The organism is Syntrophorhabdaceae bacterium (genome assembly GCA_035541755.1).
GTDB lineage: Bacteria > Desulfobacterota > Syntrophorhabdia > Syntrophorhabdales > Syntrophorhabdaceae > PNOF01.
In genome coordinates, this window is the sequence record DATKMQ010000093.1 from 73,670 (window position 1) to 96,252 (window position 22,583).

Sequence of the window (22,583 nt, forward strand, 5' to 3'; positions counted from 1 at the left end):
CCGCCATTATTGGTACAAAATTCTTTTGGATAGGAGAGGGCTTTCTCTCCCGTATTCGACGAATCCGATCGCATGCGCAATAATGATTTGTGAGGAGGGTATGCTATGAAAGTCATGGCCTTTAACGGAAGCGCCAGAAAAGACGGCAACACGGCCATATTGATTAATCATGCACTTCATGAACTTGCTCAGGAAGGCATCGATACCGAGCTCATCCAGTTTGCCGGTAAGAAGGTTTCGGGGTGCATTGCCTGTTATAAGTGCGCTGAGCTGAAAGACGGTACGTGCGCCGTTAAGGACGATCCGGTCAACGAATGGATAGACAAGATGCGGGCCGCAGACGCCGTCATTCTCGGGTCGCCGGTCTACTTTTCCGATCTCACGGCAGGCATTAAAGGTTTTATCGAGAGAGCGGGCATGGTATCGAGAACGGGAGGAGATTTTCTCAAGCACAAAATCGGCGCAGCGGTTGTTGCCGTGCGCAGGGCCGGTGCTATTCATGCTTTTGACTCGATGAACCATTTCTTTCTTATCACGCAGATGATTATCGTGGGAGCCAATTACTGGAACACGGGCATCGGGAGAAATGTCGGGGAAGTGGAGAGCGACCGAGAAGGCATCGAGACCATGCAAGTACTCGGCAGGAACATGGCCTGGCTTTTAAAACAACTTCACCCATAGCAAAAGGCGGTACCCAAGTTTTCATTGTGTCATCCGGGTGAAGGCAGGGATACTGCAGCAAAGAGGCGGTAATGGGAAATAAGTATTCGCTGATAGGCAGCGGCGTTCGTCGATGCATCCTCTGCGCGCTTTTGCTTATCGGAAGCTATGTCGCGCCGGTACACGCGAGCGACACAGGCCAGGTCCCTTTGGCGGGCAGCGTCTCAGGCTATAAGACAAAACACATATTTATCGTTGTCATGGATGGGGTTCGGTACTCGGAGACCTTCGGCGACCCAACCCATACATTGATCCCGCACCTCTACAATGATCTCAAGCCGGAAGGTGTTCTCTTCACAAACTTCTATAACAGAGGCGTCACCATTACCCGCCCCGGGCATAGCACGCTCATCTCCGGCACCTGGCAGGCAGCGCCGAACGGAGGTTCGCGCGTCACGCGCCCTACGCTCTTTGAGTATTACCGGGACGAGAAGGGTGCGCCCGCCACCAAGTGCTGGTCCATCTTTGGAAAAGGTCGCTACGCCTTTGAACCTTACAGTTCTCATCCGGCTTACGGAAGTCGATTCGCCCCTCAGCATGTAAACGGAGGTGGAAGAGATAATCCGCTCTCCGAAGATACGCCCGAGGGAAATGTTGCCGTCTTGAACAAGGTAATCGAGGTCATGAAAAAAGATCAGCCTGATGTCGTGCTCATCAATTTCGGGTACACGGACCACGTTGCCCACGTTTCACCGGACATCGGAAATTATTACGCAGCGATCAAAAATTGCGATGAGCAAATGTGGAGGCTTTGGAACGCTATCCAGACCGATCCTCACTACCGTGATTCAACGACGGTCTTCTTCACCAACGATCATGGCCGCCATACATATGATTTCCAGAATCATGGCGATCACTGCGACGGGTGTGAGCATGTGATGCTCCTTGTTATCGGCCCGGATATCAAGAAAGGTGTGGTGATCGATAAAGAAGCCTTGCAGATAGACGTGGCGCCGACTGCCGCCGAGCTTCTCGGGATCGAGACCCCTCTGTCGACAGGCAAGGTGTTGAGTGAGTCCATGATCAAGTATTTAAAGCTCAATAAAAAAGAAGCGAGAACGGAGGCAGCTTTCAAGGCCATAAGGGTGGAAAAACTCGCAGATCGAGACCTGATAAAGGCTGCCGCCGACTTTGTGCTCGCAGCGGTAAAACCCGAGTCCATTTATGCGAATCAGGAGGGGGAACTCACACTTACCGGTATGATTCGAGCCTACAGAGAGACAAAAGATCAACGGTATTTTGAATTCGTACAAAGATGGATTGACAGCCACAATGCGTCCGGCACCGTGGATGAACAGATCACGCTCGCAAGGGTGATCGTTGCATTGCCTGCCGAGGCCCGTCAATTCTACCTCACGCTGGCCCGGGTGGTTGCCGATCGCGCAGCCGAAGGACAAATCGAGCCGTCAGAACGAAACCGCGCATTACAGCTCGCGGTTCTCTTAGGGCATTTCTCGGAGATAACGCATAAACCGCTATACTACGAGGCCGGGCTCAAAATCCTCAAGGCGGCTTTGACCCGTTCGTCTTCAAAGCATTCTACCCCGCGCGAAAACGCCCTCGATTTCATCCTTCTGGGACAGGCCGCCGCAGTCTTCAAGGACGACAGCACCGTCATGAGGACTTATATCCTGGCGCAGGCGAGAACTCTGCTCGATATGAAGGAAGAAGGTGCGCTCTGGGAAGACCCGATCCTGTCGGTCTTAAATCTTTGCGGCGTTGAAGCTCCGAAGCGCCGCGGAGCGCTCAAGGAATTCGTCAGGGCAAAACCAGGGGAAGTAAGGTCCGTTCCATCTTCGGTGCAGACGATGACGGAGCAGGACCTAAGAGCCTTGTTCCCGGAGCGGCCCCGCGCGCCTTTTACCAATCTGCAGAGCCAACTTATCGACCTTGTGGCTGAGCGAGGCAAACAGAATATCGCCTTCAGCCTTGATATGCTCCGTTACGCGGTGAACGAGGCGGGCGCCTATGCCGATGGCTCGTTCGCAGCACAGGGCGGTTTTCTCACCTCCTACAGGAAGCTCGACTGGCATTACGGCGGCAGCGCCTGGCCCGGACGATAGCCCTCAGGCCTCATTCCCACCCGAAACGTCTCTTTTGTTCCTCTCCAAAAACAGATCGTGGCAATCCGTTGCATCGCCCTGTCATGATGACGATATTTTACTCATTAACCGACCGCACGGGAGGTGGGTATGAAAAGGTCAGAGCAATTGGAACAGATTGAGAAACAACTGGTCGAAAGGAAGAACAGGGTCTTTCAAGCGCACAGAAAGGCTGAAGAGGGTCGTAAGGAATTGATGGAGCCCGACTCGGAGTTCGAGGAGACCGCCCAGAAAGAGTCCATGGAAGACGTGCTGGCAGCGCTCGACGAGCGCGAGAAAGAAGAGATCGAGGCCATAGACCTGGCACTGTCCAGGATTGAGCTCGGCGAATACGGCCTGTGCGAAATCTGCGGCAGAAGGATTTCCATCGGCCGTCTTAAGGCAATCCCCTGGACATCACTCTGCAGTCAACATGCAAGGACCTGGTCGAATCCGGCGGCCACCGTCGGCGCAGGACGCTTTAAGGCCACGATCCCTTCTGTAGAGAAACGTGCACCCAGATAGGCAAAAAAGTACCTCGTGAGGTTCCTCTACGGACCCGAATGAGCGTTACCACGTCATGGCACGGGCAAGGGTTGCAAAAGAAGTGTCCTCAGTGTTATTTTTAACTATAAGCTTAAGGGCCTTGAGGAGGAGATATGCAGAGCAATTTAGAGATTTGTTGGATCAAACGAATTCATATAGCCGCTCTCACCGTTACGCTTGTTGTGCTCCTCGTTTTCTACGCAGCCGGCACGTGTGCCGCTGCCACGGCAGAGGACCTCACAACAGCTTTCGTGCGTGTAGCTAAAGAAGCTATTCCTGCGGTGGTACATGTAGAGGTAACCGAACGTAGAGAGGTTGCAAATCCGCTTCTACCTTTTGAAAACGACCCGTTCTACCGGTATTTCTTTGGCGGGCCCAAGATGCCGAAGAAGTTCAAACAGGAGGTAAAGGGACTTGGCACCGGCATGATCATGGATGCGCAGGGCCATATCCTTACCAATTATCATGTGGCGGGCGGGGCCACAAAGATCGAGGTCCAGCTTTCGACGGGTCAAAGATATACAGCGAGGCTTATAGGCGGCGACCCTAAAACGGATCTCGCAGTGATAAGCATCGATACAAAAGAAAGGCTTCCCTTCGTGAAGTTCGGAAATTCGGACAAGATGGAAGTAGGTCAATGGGTAGTGGCGATCGGCGCGCCCCGCGGGCTTGATCAGACCGTAACGCAGGGAATCATAAGCGCTAAGCACCGAACGGGTATCACTGACCCGACCAGTTATCAGGATTTTCTCCAGACCGACGCAGCCATCAACCCGGGTAATAGCGGTGGTCCGCTTCTCAATCTGCAAGGGGAGGTAATCGGGGTGAACTCCGCAATAGCCTCTTCTTCGGGCGGCTTCGAAGGGATCGGTTTTGCGATCCCCAGTAATATCGCCGTGCATATCGGCAGGACGTTGATTGCCCACGGTAAGGTGGAACGGGGATGGCTCGGAGTTTCCGTGGGGGATATAACCTATGAACAGGCACAATCATTCGGCATGAGTGTGCCCAAGGGCGCTCATGTGGAAGATGTTATGAAAGATAGTCCGGCGGCAAGGGCAGGATTAAAGAAAGGCGATGTAATAACCGTATTCGACAACAAGGAGGTTGCCAACTCGAGCGAACTGCGCAATCAAGTGGCAGTTACCCCTATCGGCAGTACGGTCAATCTGACCGTGTTGAGAGACCACAAGCCGTACGTTCTTTCGGTGAAAATAGGCAACCTCGATGACGCCACCAAGACCTTGCTCACATCTGTTGAATCAAAACTCGGGGCAGGTTTCCGACCCACAACCGCAAGCGAGCAGGACAAATACAGCTTGAGTGCTGGTCAGGGGGTCGCCGTTACCCGTGTTGATCCCAAGGGGCCTCTTGGCGAATCGGGCTTCGAGAAAGACGACATCATAGTGGAAGTAAACGGGCAGGCAGTAGCAGGCATGGAGAGTTTTGTGGGGATGATAAATACTCTTGAGCCCAAACGTCAGGCCACCTTTCTCGCCATCGACCATAATACGGGCAACTCAGGCTATGTGGCCGTAACGATCAAGTAACGCGCTGCGCACCCTATGAGGCAACGCGCGACAGGGGGTTTTGAAACCGTGGCCAAGTATGCCGTAGCGGGAACATACTGTCGCATTGCGGTTATTCTAGCGGCGCTGACGGGCATTCTGTACACGGGTGCCCCTCAGGGTGCCAGAGCCGCTGAGGAGGCGCAGGACAGAACCGTAGTCTCGTCCGATAGCAAGCCTTCCAAAGCACCCGCCGAGGCGTCTTTCGACACAAAACTTTCAGTTACCCGTCACAGCCTCGAAATTGACGGCACGACTCTGAAATACGAGGCTACGGCCGGTTATATGCCCCTTAAAGAGTCTTCCGGCAAAACAGAGGCGTACATCTTCTTCACCGCCTACACAAAGAACAATGGGGATGAAGAATCACTTAGGCCGGTCACATTCGTGTTCAACGGCGGCCCGGGCGCGGCATCCCTCTGGCTGCACATCGGGGCGCTGGGTCCGAAGAGGGTCCCTATTGACCACGAGATGAGGGTCGCACTTCCCCCGTACCGCCTGGTGGCGAATCGCGAGACATGGCTCGATTTCACGGACCTCGTCTTTATTGACCCTGTGGGAACAGGATATAGCCGGCCCGCTCACGGCGTGGACCCAAAACAATTCTACACGGTAAAGGGTGATATTGAATCGATCGGCGAATTCATAAGGCTCTACTGCACAAGGTACGACCGCTGGCTCTCCCCCAAATTTCTGGCCGGGGAAAGCTATGGGACGACACGGGCCGCGGGTTTGTCCGGTTTTCTTCAGGATACGCTCGGCATGTATCTCAACGGGATCATTCTGATCTCGTCGGCTCTCGATTTCCAGACGATCACTTTTTCGGCTAAGAACGACCTTCCCTACGCGCTCTATCTGCCCGCTTACACGAACGCGGCCTGGTACCACAGGAGGCTCTCCCCTCCCCTCCAGGAGAATCTTGCAAAAACCAGGAAGGAGGTTGAGGAGTTTGCTCTCACCGAATATCTGACCGCACTGGCAAAAGGCGCGGAGCTTACCGTCCCGGAGCGCGAGAAGATCGTCGACAAGCTTTCGCTCTTCACGGGTCTCTCAAAGACGTATGTGAGGAATGCGGACCTGCGTATCGGGCGCGATGGATTCGTAGCGGAGTTGCTCCGCGACGAGCATCAGAGAATCGGTACCCTCGATGCCCGGATTACGGGACCTTACGAATTCAGGCGCTTCATGGACGATCCGAGCGTCTTTGACGTGGCGGGGCCGCTCGTTGCGGCCTACAATCAGTACGCCCGCAACGAACTCAAGTATGAGAACGACGCGACCTATGAGTTTCTGTCTACCAAGGTCAATGAATCATGGAACTGGGGGTCGGCGGCAGAGGGATATGTGAACGTTGCCGATGTATTGGCGCGAGCCATGAAGAAAAACGACTCCTTGAGGGTCTTTGTGGGGAGCGGTTACTACGACCTGGATACGTCCTATTTCGGCGCCATGTTCACGGTGAACCACCTGGGCTCGGATCCCGCCCTTCAGACACGTGTCACCATGGCATTCTATGACGCGGGGCACCAGATGTACACTCACGGCTCTTCTCTCACAAAGCTCAAAGTTGACGTAGCCAACTTCTTCAAGGCCTGTTTGCCGACCCGGTGAAAAAGACTCTTATCTGCCGCTGACGGAAGTTATCCGACTATATGATTGATGTCATGACCACACTAAAACCCTATTTCGAGCATTACGGATACTGGGCTATTGTTGCCGCCGTTCTCCCTGCGGGGTTCGGTATTCCTACGCCGGGTGAAACAACCCTCATCGTGGCGACAATTCTTGCCGTAAAAGGGGAATTGTCCTTGAGCCTTGTGATCGTCACCGCGCTCTGTTCAACCATCGCAGGAAACACTGTCGGTTATTGTCTCGGTTATTATGGTGGACGACCCATCATCCTCCGATGGGGCCGATACCTCGGGGTTACGGAAGGTCGCCTTTCCGGCACCGAGCTTTTTTTTGTGAAGCATGGCGGCAAGGTGCTCCTCTTTGCCCGCTTTTTTGACGTGTTCCGGCAGTTAAACGGCATCGTGGCCGGTGTGGCCCGCATGGGTCCCGTGCGTTTTCAGGTGTACAACACCTTCGGCGGATTCCTGTGGGTAGGATGCTGGGCCGGAGCCGTCTATGCGTTAGGCCACAGGATGAGAGAGCTTCACCGGGTTTTCGTAAAGGTCGAATCTGTTCTTGTTATCGCCCTTGTCATCGCATCGATAGCGCTTGCGCTCCGCCTGTTCCGTCGACACACCTCGCGGCAACAACCGCCATAGACTTGAAAAAACAGGAGCTCCCTCACACCTGAATTCTTGAGAAGAAGAAACTTCCCAGGGCCATGAGTGCCGAGGCGACAAGAGCGAGCACGATAAAATCGGTGATGAGCCCCAGGTGGGCGCCGTGTATCAGGATCCCTCGCAAGGCGTCCACGCCGTAAGCGAGTGGATTGACTGCCGCTATAAAACCCACCGCCCGGGGCAGGCTTTCCATGGGAAAGAGGGCGCCGGACAGAAAGAACGTGGGCATGATGAGAAAGTTGATGATCAGTTGAAACCCCTGCATGTCCTCGATGAAACAGGCTATGGCCGTTCCGAGGGCGCAAAACATGACCGCAATGAGGCTCATGTAGACGAGCGCAAGGGGCAAAAGGGTCATGCTCGCAGGGCGAAACCCGATAAGGAGCGACAGGAAAAACACAATGATACCCTGAAGCACGGCTACGGTGGCTCCCCCCAAAGTTCTACCGACCATTATCCTGGTCCTCGAAACCGGCGCCACGAGAATCTCTTTGAGAAAACCGAACTGTCTGTCCCAGAGCACTTCAATTCCGGAGAAGGTTGCCGTAAAGAGGATGCTCATCGCAATAATACCCGGCGCCAAGAACTGTACGTAGTTGCCGCCGCCCGCTTTTGTGTAAATGGGCCCGAAGCCAAAGCCGAGGGCAACAAGAAAGAGAAGTGGCTGGCCCAGGGAACCTATGATCCTTGCTTTTGAGCGGGAATACCGCTTTAACTGCCTCAACCAGAGTACGTAGATCGCCCTCACCGGCCGCGCCCCCTGAAGAATCTCCGCCGTGTCCTCAAACGCTCGAGGCTATCCGGCTCCTCTGTCCGGATGTCACGACCCGTGAGCGCAATGAAGGCATCCTCAAGGCTTGAGGTGTTTGTCTTGTCTTTGAGTTCGTCAGGAGTTCCCTGAACCATGATCTTTCCGTGATCGATGATCGCTATGCGACGGGCCACACGTTCCGCCTCTTCCATATAATGAGTGGTAAAGAAGACCGTTACGCCTTCCCGGGCATTGAGCTCCTTGATGTAGTTCCAGATAAGATTCCTGGTCTGGGGGTCAAGGCCCAGGGTCGGCTCATCGAGGAACAGGATACTCGGGTGATGGAGGAGGCCTCGGGCGATCTCCAGCCTTCTTTTCATCCCTCCTGAGAAGTTCTTGACGAAATCGTTCCTCCGGCTCCATAACTCCACGATGGTGAGCAGTTCTTCGATCCTTTCTACCCTCGTCTCTCTGGGCACGTTGTACAGTATGCCGTGGTATTCCATGTTTTCATAGGCAGTGAGTTCCTCGTCGAGGCTCGGGTCCTGAAATACGATGCCGAAAGTCTGCCGCACCTTATGCGGCGAAGTAACCGGATCGTAGCCATTCATCGAGAGTTTGCCCGTCGTGGGACTAAGGAGCGTGGTGAGAATCTTGATTGTCGTGGATTTACCCGCCCCGTTGGGGCCCAGGAATGCGAATATCTCGCCCGCTTTTACGAAGAAGGTGATATGATCGACGGCAACAAATCCGTCGAATCTTTTGGTGAGATCGTTGACGGAGATAATATATTCTTCATCGGGTTTTACTACAGCCTCTTTCAACATATGTCTCTGCAAGTCATGAACTGTCCCGCACTCTCTGCCCTCGTTTGCATGGCGTTCACCGGGAACCTCCCGCGCCGATGCCCTTAAGCCAAGAGTATGAAAGATTGCACGTCAGCTTGTCAAGGAGTAAACACAGAGGCGGCGCATGGGAGGCGGCACCCTGACCGCGAGGCGCATCAAGCCTTGTCGAGATTAAGACCGCAGGCTATCGAAAGTCAACCTAGCGGCGTCCGCCGCCGCCGTGAGAGGGCGCCTGTGCACCCGAACCGCCGCGTGAAGCGCCGCCGGTCTGTGACCCGGACCGCATAGACGGGGACGGTGCTCCACGAGAAACAGGCCTTGCGTTTGCACGCGGGGCAGCCCCTCCCATTGAGCCCCCGCGCAAAGACGGGTTGGCTGTCCGCGGCGCCGGGGATGCCATCCTCTCGGCGGGCGAAGGTGTGTTCAATGAACCCCCCCTGCGAAAGGGCGGGGTGACCGTCCTTGCGTTCGGCACCGCCATGCGTTCGTGGGGCGCATGAAACACCCTGGTTGCGGCGCCGGGGACCCCTGTGGAGATAAAATTCCCCGAACGCGGCGCGCCCACACCGGCAAACGTTCGTCCGTTATATCTGCCCATAGGATCGATTCTGAACACCCTGTGGGCTGTGATATCATTGAAATGGTTTGATAAGAAAACGGCCCTGTGATGAAAGAAAATGGTCCTGTGAAAGTCGTGGAGGATAAAATATCCGGGAAACCAGAAACCACCGCACCAGAATGGAAAGGGTATCCAGGCATACAGGTAATAAAAATCAGGCGGAGGCGCATAGTACGTGATCACGGGCGGTCCCTCATCATAATAGTAGTTGTTGATTGCAGCGGGATCCGGGTAATTTTCCGCGCCGGCTATTTGGGGTTGTCCCGATCCGGTATACGGAGAAATCGCCAGACCCATCTGGGTGTCCACGTCATTGAGTCTTCTTAAGGCTTCATCCCTGTTCACGGACAATCTTCCACCCAGGGCCGCATCGCTCACCGCATTCTGCAATTCACCCATAACATCGGGCGTAACAGGGTAATCGGCAATCCATCCGTTCCGGGGGGCTATGCCGATTTGACCGAGCCGTGTCTCGGCTTCCACTTCATCGTCGGTCGTTCCGAGACCGAGGGCGGACGTGAGCGCCACGGCAAAATCGCCCTCACGCACCGTTTGTGCCCCTACCGGCGGCGGCCCCGATTGGGCATGAAGCACTGGCGGCGTAAATACGAATAAAAGGCCGATAATGATCGCCCCCTTTCTTCGAAAGGATATTTTCATGATATCTACCTCCTTACCGGATAATTTCCCCCTGTCGCACTATTCCAATTAAATGCTCAAAATGGTCGAGCGGCTGCGCCTCAATACCCGATAAACCTAAGGCTCGAATCACAACTTGTAAAGGGAACCGCGCAAATATGGGAGGGCATGCCTCACAGGGCCTGCCTTACGCGTTATCGCTGTATTGTGCTCTTAACAAATGGACCTGCTGTCATGAATGTCTCACGCCTGTCGCGACGCGCAGGCGATCAGTACCTCCACGGACCCGCTATTTCTTGAGGCTTGAAAACCACATGTATCCGTCATAGATGTCTTCGTCCAGAAAAACGAATAGAAACTTTCTTCTGTCGTCGGTAATAGTATCCTCATCATAATAGTAAGACCAGAGCGTTCTCACCTTAAGCCCTAAGGGGAGCTTTTCCTTGCCCTTACCGAAAGGCTCCCCGAGAACTTTCAGCACATCTTCTCCGGTGGACACACCCGGCTGCAAGGATGTCTCGAGGGGCGTGATCTCAGGCAGCCTCCCTGCACGCGCATGTACGTCACAACCCGCGGCCAGAACCATCATGGCCATGAGACAGGTGAGTGTGATCCCCTTTTTCTCCCAGGAATTCTTCCTGCGCCCGTCCGGTAGTGCACGCGAGACCCTGGTCCTGGCTCTTTGGTTTCCCTTATCGCCTTTTTTCATCACATCCGATGCGTATAGCTTGATGGGGATACGCTCTCTTTGTTCCGCGGGATCTTTGAGCTACTTGCAAAAGTGGGGGGTATGAGAATCATGAACCGGACAGACGGACGACATAACACCATCAGCCTGCCCGGCGTCTTGCGACCCCCCGTTTTTCTCCGCTCGACACACCTGTTCGGACCTTTTACGCGCCCTTTACCGATGTTCACGCATCCCCTCCAGCCGCCTCATGTCTCTGTGATAGCAAAATCATCATGGGGTAAGTATACGGGGAAACGATAAGGCCGTGTATACCGGTTTGGTGCGCACTTAGTACTTAGGCAAATTAGGTATTTACTATGATAGAGATAATAAATAGGACTGGAGATTTATCTTTTTATTCGCTATATTGAGCTTTCGTCTGATGTTGTAGCGATGAATATCGATGGTTCTGGGGGAAAGGTTTAATATCTGCGATATTTCTTTGGTCGTCTTGCCTTTCTTCATGAGATCCGCTATCTGGATCTCTTTGGGCGTAAAATTCTCATACCGTGAAGCCATGCTCCTGATAAACGGCGAGAGTATATTGTTGAGGTTTGATTCGATAATGTCCACAATGGCCCTGTCCTGAGGGCGACCCGCTTTGAGCCTGTCAACGTAAGGCAGGACAAGTTCCTTGATATTGTGAAAGATCTTCCCCTCAAGCTCGCTGTTGTCCTTTTCACGATGTTGTAAGAGAACGCGCAGGGCGGCATTTGTCTCCTCAAGGCTTCTCGACTTGTTTTCGATCTCTTCCTGCATCTTTTTCCGTTCCGTAATATCGACGACTGTACCCTCGTAAAACAAATCCTTGCCGTCTGAGCTCCTTACCATCCGCGCGTTCATGCTGACCCACATCGTATTTCCATCACGATTGCGGCAGTGAAGTTCAAAATCATGCACCTGTCCGAATTTTGCAAGCCGGCCTACGAGTTCGGTCCGTTGGGCAGGGTCAGCGTAAATCTCATACGTTACATCCTTTACCCGCCTCTTCATATCTTGAGCGGACTTGTATCCAAACAGTGCAGCGAAGGCAGGGTTAGCACTTAAGATATCGCCCTCAACGGTCGTCTGAAAAATGCCCTCTCTTGCCTTCTCAAAAATATGGCGGTATTTTTCCTCTGAGGCCATGAGCGCCGCCTCTGCCTTTTTACGTTCCGTTATATCGGTGAATGATGCAATATTCTTCCTGGTGCCGGGGATACGTGCGATATTAATAAAGACGTCTCTCGCCTTTCCATACCTGTCAACGATCTTCAACTCATAGCTTCCCGGGGCCTTGTCCGGATCGAGTGCGCGTATTTGCTGATATTCCTGGATCCTTTGCAAGTCGTTCTTGGCTGCAAATTCGATGGCCTTTCTTTTGCCTTCCAGGGCCTCGGGCGGGTACCCGACGAATCTGATCGATTCTCTGTTTGACAGGGATATGGTGGTATCCTCTTCCATGATTATCATAGCAGTTCCGGTATTCTGGAAGATTGTCCGGTAATAGATTTCGGAATGCTTCAGCGCCTCCTCAGTCTTCTTATGTTCGTTGATTTCGAGTTGCAGTCGCTCGTTCGCTCCGGACAGCTCTTTGGTACGGGTCTTCACAAGTTCCTCAAGATTGTCCCGATAGAGCTTCAATTCCTCCTCGATCTTCTTGCGGTCATTGATGTCGCGGGAAAGCACGAGGATGCCCATCAAGGTGCCGTCGTATATCAGGGGTGTGGCATTGATCTCGGTCCATCTGGGACCCGACGCCGTGTTATAGTAAAGTTCGAAGGCCGGTACCGCCTCCCCTCGCACTACTGCATTGAGGCCCTCTTGCACCGCCCGTCTGTCCTGTTTTTGCACCATGTCAAGACAGCTTCTCCCCATGAACCATTCTCTCGGATAACCGGCCCGCTCGAGCAGCACGTGGTTTACAAACATGAAACGACCTTCGGTATCCAGGACAAAGAGGCTGTCGTACATGTTCTCTATAACCAGTCTGTAGAGAATACTGTTCTTTTGCAGGATATCCTCCATCTGCAGGCGGTCTTTGGACTGAGCGCTCGCAATCTTCTGTGCAGGGGTTATTTTTCGGGGGCGAGCCTTACGTTGCGGCGGGGTCTTTTGCTTTTTGCGCGTGCGTTCCATGGGGGCGTCCTGAATCCTTCTAATGCTATCAAAGAGCCCCTGCAGGTGTCAACAGCAAAGAAAGCGGTCGGGCTTAGTCCTTGTGGGGGGTATGCCCAATATGATATGTTCTATCGTAGCATCTTATGAGCTATCCGTGGGGGCCACAAATTGTTGAACGGGAACACGGAAGATCCTCTTGAAATATCGATTCACGGCGTTCGATCGCTTCTTAAGGAGAAGACGGCCGGCGTGCATCTTGTTGACATTCGGGAGCATGAAGAGCTTGCTGTCGGCTTCATTGACACATCTGTATCCATCCCGAACAGCGCGTTACGAGAAACCGTGCAACACGTTTTGCCCGATAAGAATGCGCCTCTCATACTGTATTGCGCCTCCGGGGCACGTTCCCTTCGCGCCGCCACAGCGCTGAAAGGGATGGGCTATCAAGATGTGCGGTCCATGGCCGGAGGATTCAACGCCTGGGTTGAAGCGGGCTTCGATATCAAAACAAAGGGCGTGATGACAACCGATCAGATCAAGCGCTATAGCCGACAACTCTTAATGCCTGAAATCGGCGAACAGGGCCAGTTAAGGTTGCTCCGCTCACGGGTGCTCGTGGTGGGCGCCGGCGGATTGGGGAGCCCCGTCGCTTTCTATCTCGCCGCCGCGGGGGTAGGAACCCTGGGAATCGTCGACTTTGACAGGGTCGATCTTTCCAATCTGCACAGGCAGATACTTTACGACACGAAGGATGTGGGACAACCGAAGACCGCGTCAGCCAGACGGACGATCCACCGGATAAACCCCGATATATCGGTCATCGCCTATCAGGAACGGTTCACAGCGGATCGAGCTTTGGAAATTATCGCCCCCTACGATATCGTTGTGGACGGATCGGATAATTTTGGCACCAAGTTTCTCGCCAACGACGCGGCCTTCTTTGCGGGAAAACCATTCGTCTTCGGAGGCGCTATAAGATTTGAAGGACAGGCGAGCGTCTTTTTCCCAAAGGCAGGCGGACCGTGCCTGCGCTGTATGATGCCTGAGATTCCGGCGCCGGAGACTGCGCCGTCATGAAGCGAAGTGGGCGTGCTCGGGGTCGTTCCCGGGCAGATCGGCCTGGTTCAGGCCGCTGAAGTCATCAAGCTGATCTTGAAAAAAGGCAGATCTCTCACCGGTCGTTTCCTGATCTACGATTTAATGGAGGCTGATTTCAGGACTTTTACGGTGGAAAGAAACCCGGTCTGTCCTCTCTGTGGGGGTAAGCCAACGATCAGAGACCTGACAGGCGACTACCAGGGCGTGTGCAGCGATTAATAGAGTTCAACGGCCAACATCCTCTTTACCCGTCATCTCCTCTACGTCTATCCTGACAACCGCCGTGAGATCGAGCTTCTCATCGGGGATTTTCCCGTAGCCGCCCTCGGGCTGGTATTTCTCCATAAGGCCTTTAAGCGCACGGATCTTTTCCTGCCTGTCTTCCAGGATAAAAGCCCTCCCTTTCATGATGACGCTGCGATATCGGTACGCGGCCTTGCAGGGGCTACCGCTCGTCTTTACATACGAGATAGGAAAGTCCACCTCGAAGCAAACCCGGTTATCTTGCTTGATGTCTTCTATCTTCTCTCCTTCTTGCGCGGAGTGTATGTAGATCTTCCCTTCGTCATAAAGGAAATTGAGGGGCTTTATCACGGGATAGCCGTCGTGTCGGTTCGTGGCGAGTCGTCCCACATAGGCCTCTGACAGTAGCCTGATTAATATGTTCTTGTCTTTGATCTCCTTTCTTGCCACTCGCATCAGTTCCCTCCCTCTGTCTCAATTCAGTTTCCGGAAGATCGTATCTTAGCCGATCAGCCGGCGTCTCGTCCGCAAGAACAGGCGCTTATGATTTTAAGAAACGTCCGGCACGTGCCCGGGATATTATCCGACATGGTAACGGCTGTGACCACAGCCACGCCATGGGCGCCTGCTTCAATAACGCTACGGCAATTGCCAAGGTTGATGCCCCCGATTCCGATGACAGGCAGGTTGACGCTCCGCCTGATCTCTGCCACACCGATAAGCCCCGGAAGGTATCCCAGATCATCCTTGGTTGCCGTGGGAAAAACGCCGTTAACCGCTACGTAGTCCGCGCCGTTTAAGGCCGCTCCTATCGCCTGTTTCGCCGTCTTCACGGACACACCAATGATGAGATCGTCGCCAAGCAGTCTGCGCGCCTCCCGTAATGGCACGTCCTCCTGACCCAGGTGGAGTCCGTCGGCCTGTACCTCTCTCACCACCTCCACCGCATCATTGATAATCAGGAACGCATTATAAGATCGCGTCATGTTAAGGGCTTCCCGGGCTTCTCTTACAAAATCCTCATGAGGCAACTCCTTTTCCCGAAGCTGGATGATTCGGATTCCCCCCTCAAGCGCGAGCTTTACCTGTTCGAGCACCGGGTATCCTTTATGCAGGCGGGAATCGGTCACGAGATATAAGCGATAATCAGAGGGGACGGGTTTCATCAGTCACACCCACCGTTCATCAGTATGATCTGCCACGCTATCTATATCGGAGATTGAGCTTCTTCATCATGGTCTTGTCAGATAGGCTAAAAAGTGCATCGTAGAGGGCAACCTGGAAGCTCCCCGGTCCCTGTGACAGTCGCGCCGCTTCCTCGCCCGCAAGTCCGTAATAGGCGAGTGCACACGCAGTGGCCGTGAGGGTATCCGGTTCTACAGCACAGAAACACGAAATGGCTGTGGTTGCCCCGCACCCCGTGCCGGTTACCCGTCCGAACATGGGATGGCCGTTTCTCACCTCTATCGCATCTTTCCCGTCTGTTACATAGTCGACTGCACCGGTCACGGCGATAACCTTCTTCAAATTCCGCGCGTGTGCGAGTGCCCCGTCCCGCACCGCATCCACTGTTTCGAGGGAATCCACGCCCCGGATCTTGATCTCATCGCTGATAAGAGACATGATCTCCGACGCGTTACCCCTCAAGACCGTTACCGGGACTTCCGCGAGGATGCGCCTCACCGTATCGGTCCTGAACGGTGTGGCCCCGGAACCGACCGGATCCAGCACGATCGGTATGCCTCTTTTGCCGGCGGCGGCCCCTGCAATCAGCATGGACCTGATCCATTCTTCAGTCAGTGTGCCGATATTGAGATTCAACGCGCTCGCGAAAGAGGCCACGGCCTCCATCTCTTCAGGCGCATGCGCCATGATCGGGGATGCTCCGATGGCGAGAGTCACGTTGGCCGTAGAGTTCATCACGACAAAATTCGTGATGTGATGAATCAGGGGCTGCTGTTTCCTGATCTCACGCACTATTTCTACGGTCTTTCTTGATAGCTCCTGTTCGTTCACGTCTTTCTCCTCGGGTTCATTCCCGCCATCTCTGTCGTTGATTTCTGTCCTACGGGTTGCGATACTTACGGGCGGCCATTCGTTCGGCGCGACCGTACTATGATGCAGTGGCGCATACGTTACTTTCCACGTTCCAGTAAGGCGACATAGATCGGAGCCGCTCGATAACGGGCGGCAGCTTTTCAATGACAAAGTCGATCTCCTCCTCGGTATTGTAAACACTGAGGCTGAATCTCACCGACCCGTGGGCCATGGTATAGGGTACACCCATGGCGCGCAGTACGTGGGAAGGCTGAAGTGATCCGGACGTGCAGGCCGAACCGGAGGACGCGCAGATGCCATGGCCGTCCATGAGCAGAAGGATGCTTTCCCCCTCAATGAACTCGAAGCTGATATTTGTGGTATTGGGAAGACGTAGTGCCCCTCCCCCGTTTACCTTACAGTTTGAGATGCGCTTGAGAAGTTCCTTTTCAAGCTTGTCCCGAAGCTGTCTCACTCGGGTATTTTCCTGTTTCATGTTACTTGAAGCCAGTTCGCATGCCTTGCCCAGGGCTACGATGCTCGGGGTGTTTTCCGTGCCGCCCCTGCGACCCTTCTCCTGATGGCCTCCGATAAGAAAAGAGGAAAATTTCGTACCCTTCCGAAGATAGAGCACGCCTATGCCTTTGGGGGCATGAAGCTTATGCCCCGATAACGAGAGCATATCAATGCTATTCTCTTTCATATTGATGGGTACCTTGCCCACGGCCTGTACTGCGTCTGTATGAAAAAGGGCACCCCGTTCCCGGGCGAACTGAGCCGCTTCTTCAACAGGGAAGATAACGCCCGTTTCATTATTTGCCCACATGAGGCTCACCACAGCCGTATCCGCTGAAAGGCTTTTCTTATACTGGTCCATGTCCAGGTTCCCGTCGGCATCGACCTCCAGGGTCGTCACCCGGTAGTTGCTCTCGGCGAGATGCTCGCAAAGGGCCTTCACAGCGGGGTGCTCCACACGGCTCGTAATGATGTGCCGTTTGTCCGGTTTCACAGAGAGGGCCGAACGAATGGCGGTATTGTCGCTTTCTGTGCCACAGCTCGTAAAGATGATCTCGTCCGGGCTAGCCCCGATCAAGGCCGCCACCTGTGCGCGGGCTTGGGCAAGCTTTTTGGCTACCTGCCCCCCGAAACTGTGCATACTCGATGGATTTCCGTAGAATTCGGAAAAATATGGTGTCATCTCGGCGAGCACCTCGGGGGCGACCCGCGTCGTAGCGTTATTATCGAGGTATATGGTTTTCATTGCGAAACCTCCTCCACAACGAGTTCGGGTGAAACAAGCTCGCGGAGCTTGGTCTCGACAAAGCCTTTGAGCGTGAGTTGTGACGCCTGGCAAACTGCACAGGCACCCCGCGTGGCCACAAGAACCCTGTTGCCAACGATATCGACGAGATCGATATCGCCGCCGTCGTGTCGTAATGACGGACGTATTTCTCTGTCTATGATTTCTTCGATCATCCGTATCTTCTTCAAGTTCGTAAGCCTCGGCTTTGCCGATTCTAAAGCTTCCTGCTCGGGTTGCGCATATATCCTGTCGATGAGCTCCTGAATCTTCTCATGACACTTCTTGCAGCCGCCGCCCGCTTTGGTGTAATTCGTAACTTCATCTACCGTTGTCAGGTGGTTCTCTCTTACGGCTCGCTCGATCTCCTTGTCGGTGACGCCGAAGCACTCGCACACAATCTCCCCTTCTTTCTTGGGTGACTCGGAGCCTCTATAGTGTTCGATGGCCTTTTCCAGGGCTTCCTGTCCCAGGACGGAGCAGTGCATCTTCTCGGCAGGCAGGCCGCCAAGATAGTCGGCAATGTCCTGGTTGGTGATCTTCATGGCATCCTCTATGGTCATGCCCTTGATCATTTCCGTCATGGCCGAAGCCGATGCGATGGCGCTTGCACATCCGAAGGTCTTGAATTTGGCATCGACTATCTTTTTGTTTTCGTCCAGCTTAAAAGTGAGTTTTAAGGCGTCTCCACAGGCGATAGATCCTACCTCGGCCACGCCATCGGGGTTCTCAATCTCCCCTACGTTCCGGGGATTGAGAAAATGTTCTTTCACTTTATCGGTGTATTCCCACATAGTCCTCTCCTTGCGATTCCATCTTCGCGCCCGTCCATATCCGATGATCCGGGGGCATCCAATAAAAAGCTGTACTCCTAATTATAACTATCGGCGATCTGAATGGCAAATCGGCTCATACGGCATTCCATGCGCCTCAAATATAATACATGGGGTTCTCTGTCCCTATTTTATGACTCTGCGCATTCACGATGTCTTGAAGGGTATATTGTGACAGGGTCTCGGCGATTCTGTTGTTTAAGACTGTCCAGACGTCCCTGGCCGAGCAAATTGCTGATTTTTCGCAGAAGCCTGGTTTTCCCACGCAATCTACCACATTGATCGGGCCTTCAAGTATCTCGATGATCTCGCTCAACTTTATTTCGTCCGCCGGTTTGTTGAGGAGATACCCGCCCCTCCTTCCCCTGACAGTCTTGACGAGACCTGATTTGTGGAGCCGACCGGCAATCTGCTCGAGATACTTTTCCGATATGCCCTGGCGTCGTGCGATGTCCGAAAGCAAGACCGGAGCCCCCTTGTTGCCATGGGTTGACAGATCGATCAAAGCCCTGAGCCCGTACCTGCCCTTGGTGGATATCTTCATGAGCTTTCACCCCGTAAATCGATCAAGCGAAACTGTCCGAGTTTTATTCGTTAGTCTACAAACTCTATATGAATTATAGACATACAACGACCATCTGTCAAGTTCGCATGATACCGTTTTCATTGGGAAAGTCGTCTTTGTCTGAAGCCTGTCATTCCGGCGTATTGGCGGCAACCCATGTATCCCCCACGCTTATCCAACTCTCCTCAGATGCACGCCGGTGGTTACGGGTTATTCATGACCTGAGCACAGATAAATCGGTCTGGTGGTTTTTTTGAAAGCAGCATTCATTGTGCGTGTGAATACAGACATAACCCCATTGCCTCTTACAGGCATTCTACGGTGTAGGCTTCCGCTCTTCCATTCAACACTTTTTCAAGCAGATCGCCGTGTTCAGGTAAAAATCTTATACAGACACCGCAATCAGAGCTTATCTTTCTCGGCACCGGGATGATCTTATGCGGCACTTGTGCTTCTTTCAAGATACGCTCGGCAGAAATCACATGGCTCACCGACTTGAAAAGCGCTACAAGATACTCTATTTGAGGTTCCGTCATGGCTGAACGATCCGTCCCGCCCCGGAAAGAGTGACCGCGATATCATACATATTTGAGACCTCACCGGCTGCAATTTTTCCGGTAAGGTTGTAATAGTTGACGCATGTGCCGCACACAAGCATTTTGACTCCCTTGTCTTCAAGCTTCTTCAGATCGTCCAGAAAATCCGACCCTTCCGCCGCGAGCTTCGCACCGGAGTTGTAGAATATCATCACGTCCGGACCGGCCTTAAGTTCGGTCGCCGTATGAATAAAGGCTTTCATGAGGGTAACACCGAGTTCGTCGCTTCCCTTGCCCATGGTGTCGGCGGCAATAACAAACACAGTGGGGCCGAAGGCTGGAAGGGAAACATCGGCCGGGCAGGAAAGATAGTCCGGCGCGGCTTCATCTGTGGCTCTGCCGCCCTCCTTCTTCAGGTCTACCCTGAATATGCCTCCCGACTCGCGGGCAACTTCAACGGAACAGCCGGCGCCCGCAGCCAACCGTTTGATATTCTCCACCGCAGTCGCATTGTCCACGAGCACGGTAATTTCATTTGATGTCTCGAGGGCCTTTTTCGCAAGAATCACCGGCTCAGGGCAGGCGAGTCCTTTTGCATTGATTGTCTCTGACATATAATCCTCCTTGTGGCGGTGCATAACTTCATTTTCTATTCTCCCATGAAAGCGTTTCAATGGCTTTTATGGCCGTGTTAATTTCCTCTTCCGTGGTGAACAGGCCGAGACTTAAACGCACTGTCCCTTGAGGAAACGTGCCAATGGTACGGTGCGCCGCCGGAGCGCAGTGCAGCCCCGGCCTCGACATGATATTGAAGCGTTCATCTAGATGGAGCGAGACATCCGATGGGCTCATCGACTCGACTGTAAATGATACGATACCAATCCGTTGCGCCGGATCCGTACCCCCATATATCTTGACTCCCTTGATCGAACGGATCCCGTCCGTAAGAAGGCCTGTCAGAGCGATCTCCCTCGCGCGTATCAAATCCACGCCACGGTCGGCTACGAACCGGACGCCCGCGCCAAGCCCTGCTATACCGATAGTGTTCGGCGTGCCGGATTCAAAACGGTCGGGCATAAATTCGGGCTGTTCTTCAAACTCGGATCCGCTGCCCGTGCCTCCATATTCGAGGGGACTCACCATTTTTTGGAGCCCCCCGCGGATATAGAATCCGCCTGTGCCCTGCGGTCCGTTTAATGATTTGTGTCCGGTAAAGACCAGTATATCGATGTCGTCGCGCATAACATGTATCGGAATGCTGCCCGCGGTCTGGGAGGCATCAACACATAGAATCGTATCGTTTGCGTGCGCTATTTTCGCAATATCAGCCACAGGTGTAATGGCTCCGGTGACGTTAGACGCGTGGGTAACTACGACCATCCTGGTATTCTTCTTCATCGCGGCTTTAATATCGTCAGGATCAATATAGCCGGCGTCAGAGCATCTCGTTACGCTTAGTTCCAACCCCTGCCGCTCAAGGGCGCGCAAGGGCCTCATGACGGAATTATGTTCCATACCGGACGTAACCACATGGTCTTTCAGCAGCAGGCTGCCTAAGAGTATCGTGTTCAAAGCCTCTGTCGCGTTCCTCGCGAAGACCACCCTCAGAGGATCATCTGCGTTAAGTAAAGAGGCTACGCCCTCACGGGCATCAAAGACAATGCGGGCCGCATCCATTGAAAGCCTGTGACCCGAGCGTCCGGGATTTGCTCCCACATTCTCGTTGAAATCGATCATGGCCTTGATCACTGGATGTGGCTTGGGCCATGATGTGGCCGCGTTATCTAAGTAAATCAAGCCGTCTTTACTCATATAGCTTTGTCCTCACCTCGTCTTGCCCTCACTCGATTTTTGAGCGCGCCTCGATATGGCATATCCGATCCATCGCTCAACAGGACTCCAGCAACGCCTCGACGCGTGTGCGTATCTGGCCCACGTCGCTCTGTGAAAAGTCGGTCACAATCTTGAGAAACGGCAGACCGTGGTTCTTCTGCACGTGTTCTCCCACTTTGTAAGATTCGATGTTGTACGAATGACAGGCCTGAAGTACAACGTCGACGACAGCGTCCGGTTTAAATCTTTCGATGATACGGGTGATCTCGGTTAAGCGCCGCATATTCGGCGTCATGCACGAACAGGGTATCTTGAGAGACCGTGCGGCGATCGCCCTCATAGGGTCCCCGGTCTTCTCCTCGATGTCTGTCGCAAAGGGCTTAAACCCTGAACAGGAATCGAGGGCGACAATGGTCCCTCCTCCCTCCTCGATGATGTTGAAGACTTTTTGAGCATCCCCCCCAACAGGACAGCCCGTTACGAGTATCCGCGGAGCCCCGCTCGGCCCGTAGGTATATCCGGCAGCCTTCCGTTCCTCAAGTTTTCTTTTTGCTTCAATCAGTACAGGCTCCATCTCTTTCCCTGTTACTCCATGAGACAGAAAACACAGATCGTACAAGTCCCGCCAGCCCACGACAGGAGGGTTAAGGGCGGCATAGTCGATGACCGTTCGCATCATCGCGTTCTTGTGGTTGGTATCTTTGATGGCGGCTTCGATCTCATCATCAGTCGCGTACGCATTGAAAGTGCGTTCAAGAAATTTCTGCAACTTCCGTATCATGATGGTCCAGTTATTCAGGGCCTCCTCCTCGTCCGGCAACTGGGGCAAGTCCATGATATGGGTGGGCTTGCGTTCTCCGATGAGTTCGAACATTTTCTTCTTACCGTCGCAGGTGGTCTCCCCTATCACCGCGTCGGATATTCCGTAAAACGGGCAGGTATCAGTGATCACGAAACCAAAACTCGATTTTATGAGAGGACACAGGTTGACAGGAAGCACAGCTTCCGCAGCCTCAATGGTCGCGTTGGAAAAGGCGCAGAGCGATGCCGGCACGATACCCATAGCGCGGATCAGTTCTGTCGGGGCGTAACCGCAATAGATCCCGGCGATCTTTTTGCCTTCTTCGCGTTTCGCCTGCAGGTGGGCAAGCACCCTTTTTGTAGGTGGCTCACCCGTGAATTCGTCCTGGATAAGCGGTGCGGGCGTTTCGTTCATATCGACACCTCCATGTCTCTTTTGTTACG

General features: G+C 53.6%; 22 protein-coding genes. 7 read left to right on the forward strand and 15 right to left on the reverse strand.

Annotation, left to right across the window (positions count from 1 at the left end; all coding sequences use genetic code 11):
• Positions 1-105 precede the first annotated feature (105 nt).
• From VMT62_09175 to VMT62_09200, 6 genes are all read left to right on the forward strand, one after another.
• Positions 106-681: a flavodoxin family protein gene (locus VMT62_09175; protein HVN96587.1), complete on the forward strand. Its 576-nt coding sequence runs from the start codon at positions 106-108 to the stop codon at positions 679-681.
• A 71-nt stretch (positions 682-752) separates the two neighbouring features.
• Entirely contained in the window at positions 753-2,783 is a 2,031-nt protein-coding gene (locus tag VMT62_09180) for a sulfatase-like hydrolase/transferase (GenBank protein ID HVN96588.1), read from the forward strand.
• Between the two features lie 129 nt (positions 2,784-2,912).
• Positions 2,913-3,326, forward strand: a complete 414-nt coding sequence (locus VMT62_09185; GenBank protein ID HVN96589.1) for a TraR/DksA C4-type zinc finger protein — start codon at positions 2,913-2,915, stop codon at positions 3,324-3,326.
• Positions 3,327-3,460: 134 nt separating this feature from the next.
• Positions 3,461-4,897: a Do family serine endopeptidase gene (locus tag VMT62_09190; protein ID HVN96590.1), complete on the forward strand. Its 1,437-nt coding sequence runs from the start codon at positions 3,461-3,463 to the stop codon at positions 4,895-4,897.
• Positions 4,898-4,945: 48 nt separating this feature from the next.
• The gene (locus tag VMT62_09195; protein ID HVN96591.1) at positions 4,946-6,526 is read left to right on the forward strand and encodes a hypothetical protein; all 1,581 of its coding nucleotides are present in this window, start codon (positions 4,946-4,948) and stop codon (positions 6,524-6,526) included.
• A 53-nt stretch (positions 6,527-6,579) separates the two neighbouring features.
• Positions 6,580-7,185, forward strand: a complete 606-nt coding sequence (locus VMT62_09200; GenBank protein ID HVN96592.1) for a DedA family protein — start codon at positions 6,580-6,582, stop codon at positions 7,183-7,185.
• Positions 7,186-7,207: 22 nt separating this feature from the next.
• On the opposite strand, the gene VMT62_09205 is transcribed toward VMT62_09200, so the two are convergent.
• From VMT62_09205 to VMT62_09225, 5 genes are all read right to left on the reverse strand, one after another.
• Positions 7,208-7,954, reverse strand: a complete 747-nt coding sequence (locus VMT62_09205; GenBank protein ID HVN96593.1) for an ABC transporter permease — start codon at positions 7,952-7,954, stop codon at positions 7,208-7,210.
• On the reverse strand, positions 7,951-8,784 hold the full coding sequence (locus tag VMT62_09210; protein ID HVN96594.1) for an ATP-binding cassette domain-containing protein: 834 nt from the start codon (positions 8,782-8,784) through the stop codon (positions 7,951-7,953). The genes VMT62_09205 and VMT62_09210 overlap by 4 nt, the downstream gene beginning before the upstream one ends.
• A gap of 220 nt (positions 8,785-9,004) precedes the next feature.
• On the reverse strand, positions 9,005-10,084 hold the full coding sequence (locus VMT62_09215; protein ID HVN96595.1) for a hypothetical protein: 1,080 nt from the start codon (positions 10,082-10,084) through the stop codon (positions 9,005-9,007).
• 268 nt (positions 10,085-10,352) lie between these two features.
• Positions 10,353-10,772: a hypothetical protein gene (locus VMT62_09220; GenBank protein HVN96596.1), complete on the reverse strand. Its 420-nt coding sequence runs from the start codon at positions 10,770-10,772 to the stop codon at positions 10,353-10,355.
• Positions 10,773-11,108: 336 nt separating this feature from the next.
• Positions 11,109-12,911: a PAS domain S-box protein gene (locus VMT62_09225; GenBank protein ID HVN96597.1), complete on the reverse strand. Its 1,803-nt coding sequence runs from the start codon at positions 12,909-12,911 to the stop codon at positions 11,109-11,111.
• A 231-nt stretch (positions 12,912-13,142) separates the two neighbouring features.
• On the opposite strand from VMT62_09225, the gene moeB reads away from it, so the two are divergent.
• Complete coding sequence (gene moeB, locus VMT62_09230) at positions 13,143-14,210, forward strand: molybdopterin-synthase adenylyltransferase MoeB (protein HVN96598.1); 1,068 nt, start codon at positions 13,143-13,145, stop codon at positions 14,208-14,210.
• 6 nt (positions 14,211-14,216) lie between these two features.
• Here moeB and VMT62_09235 read toward each other — a convergent pair whose 3' ends face one another.
• From VMT62_09235 to VMT62_09280, 10 genes are all read right to left on the reverse strand, one after another.
• Entirely contained in the window at positions 14,217-14,690 is a 474-nt protein-coding gene (locus VMT62_09235) for a pyridoxamine 5'-phosphate oxidase family protein (GenBank protein HVN96599.1), read from the reverse strand.
• A gap of 53 nt (positions 14,691-14,743) precedes the next feature.
• Entirely contained in the window at positions 14,744-15,400 is a 657-nt protein-coding gene (thiE, locus tag VMT62_09240; protein ID HVN96600.1) for a thiamine phosphate synthase, read from the reverse strand.
• Between the two features lie 37 nt (positions 15,401-15,437).
• Complete coding sequence (thiM, locus tag VMT62_09245; protein ID HVN96601.1) at positions 15,438-16,250, reverse strand: hydroxyethylthiazole kinase; 813 nt, start codon at positions 16,248-16,250, stop codon at positions 15,438-15,440.
• A gap of 97 nt (positions 16,251-16,347) precedes the next feature.
• On the reverse strand, positions 16,348-17,532 hold the full coding sequence (gene nifS / locus VMT62_09250) for a cysteine desulfurase NifS (GenBank protein ID HVN96602.1): 1,185 nt from the start codon (positions 17,530-17,532) through the stop codon (positions 16,348-16,350).
• Positions 17,529-18,365, reverse strand: coding sequence for a Fe-S cluster assembly protein NifU (gene nifU, locus VMT62_09255; GenBank protein HVN96603.1), 837 nt, complete (start codon positions 18,363-18,365; stop codon positions 17,529-17,531). The genes nifS and nifU overlap by 4 nt, the downstream gene beginning before the upstream one ends.
• 136 nt (positions 18,366-18,501) lie before the next feature.
• Positions 18,502-18,948, reverse strand: coding sequence for an Rrf2 family transcriptional regulator (locus tag VMT62_09260; protein ID HVN96604.1), 447 nt, complete (start codon positions 18,946-18,948; stop codon positions 18,502-18,504).
• Positions 18,949-19,274: 326 nt separating this feature from the next.
• The gene (locus tag VMT62_09265) at positions 19,275-19,505 is read right to left on the reverse strand and encodes a DUF3343 domain-containing protein (protein HVN96605.1); all 231 of its coding nucleotides are present in this window, start codon (positions 19,503-19,505) and stop codon (positions 19,275-19,277) included.
• Positions 19,502-20,119, reverse strand: a complete 618-nt coding sequence (gene yedF, locus VMT62_09270; protein ID HVN96606.1) for a sulfurtransferase-like selenium metabolism protein YedF — start codon at positions 20,117-20,119, stop codon at positions 19,502-19,504. Before yedF ends, VMT62_09265 begins: the two co-directional genes overlap by 4 nt.
• 28 nt (positions 20,120-20,147) lie before the next feature.
• A complete protein-coding gene (locus VMT62_09275) occupies positions 20,148-21,317 on the reverse strand; it encodes an aminotransferase class V-fold PLP-dependent enzyme (protein ID HVN96607.1) in 1,170 nt (389 codons plus the stop codon).
• Between the two features lie 76 nt (positions 21,318-21,393).
• Positions 21,394-22,554: a double-cubane-cluster-containing anaerobic reductase gene (locus VMT62_09280; GenBank protein ID HVN96608.1), complete on the reverse strand. Its 1,161-nt coding sequence runs from the start codon at positions 22,552-22,554 to the stop codon at positions 21,394-21,396.
• Positions 22,555-22,583 lie beyond the last annotated feature (29 nt).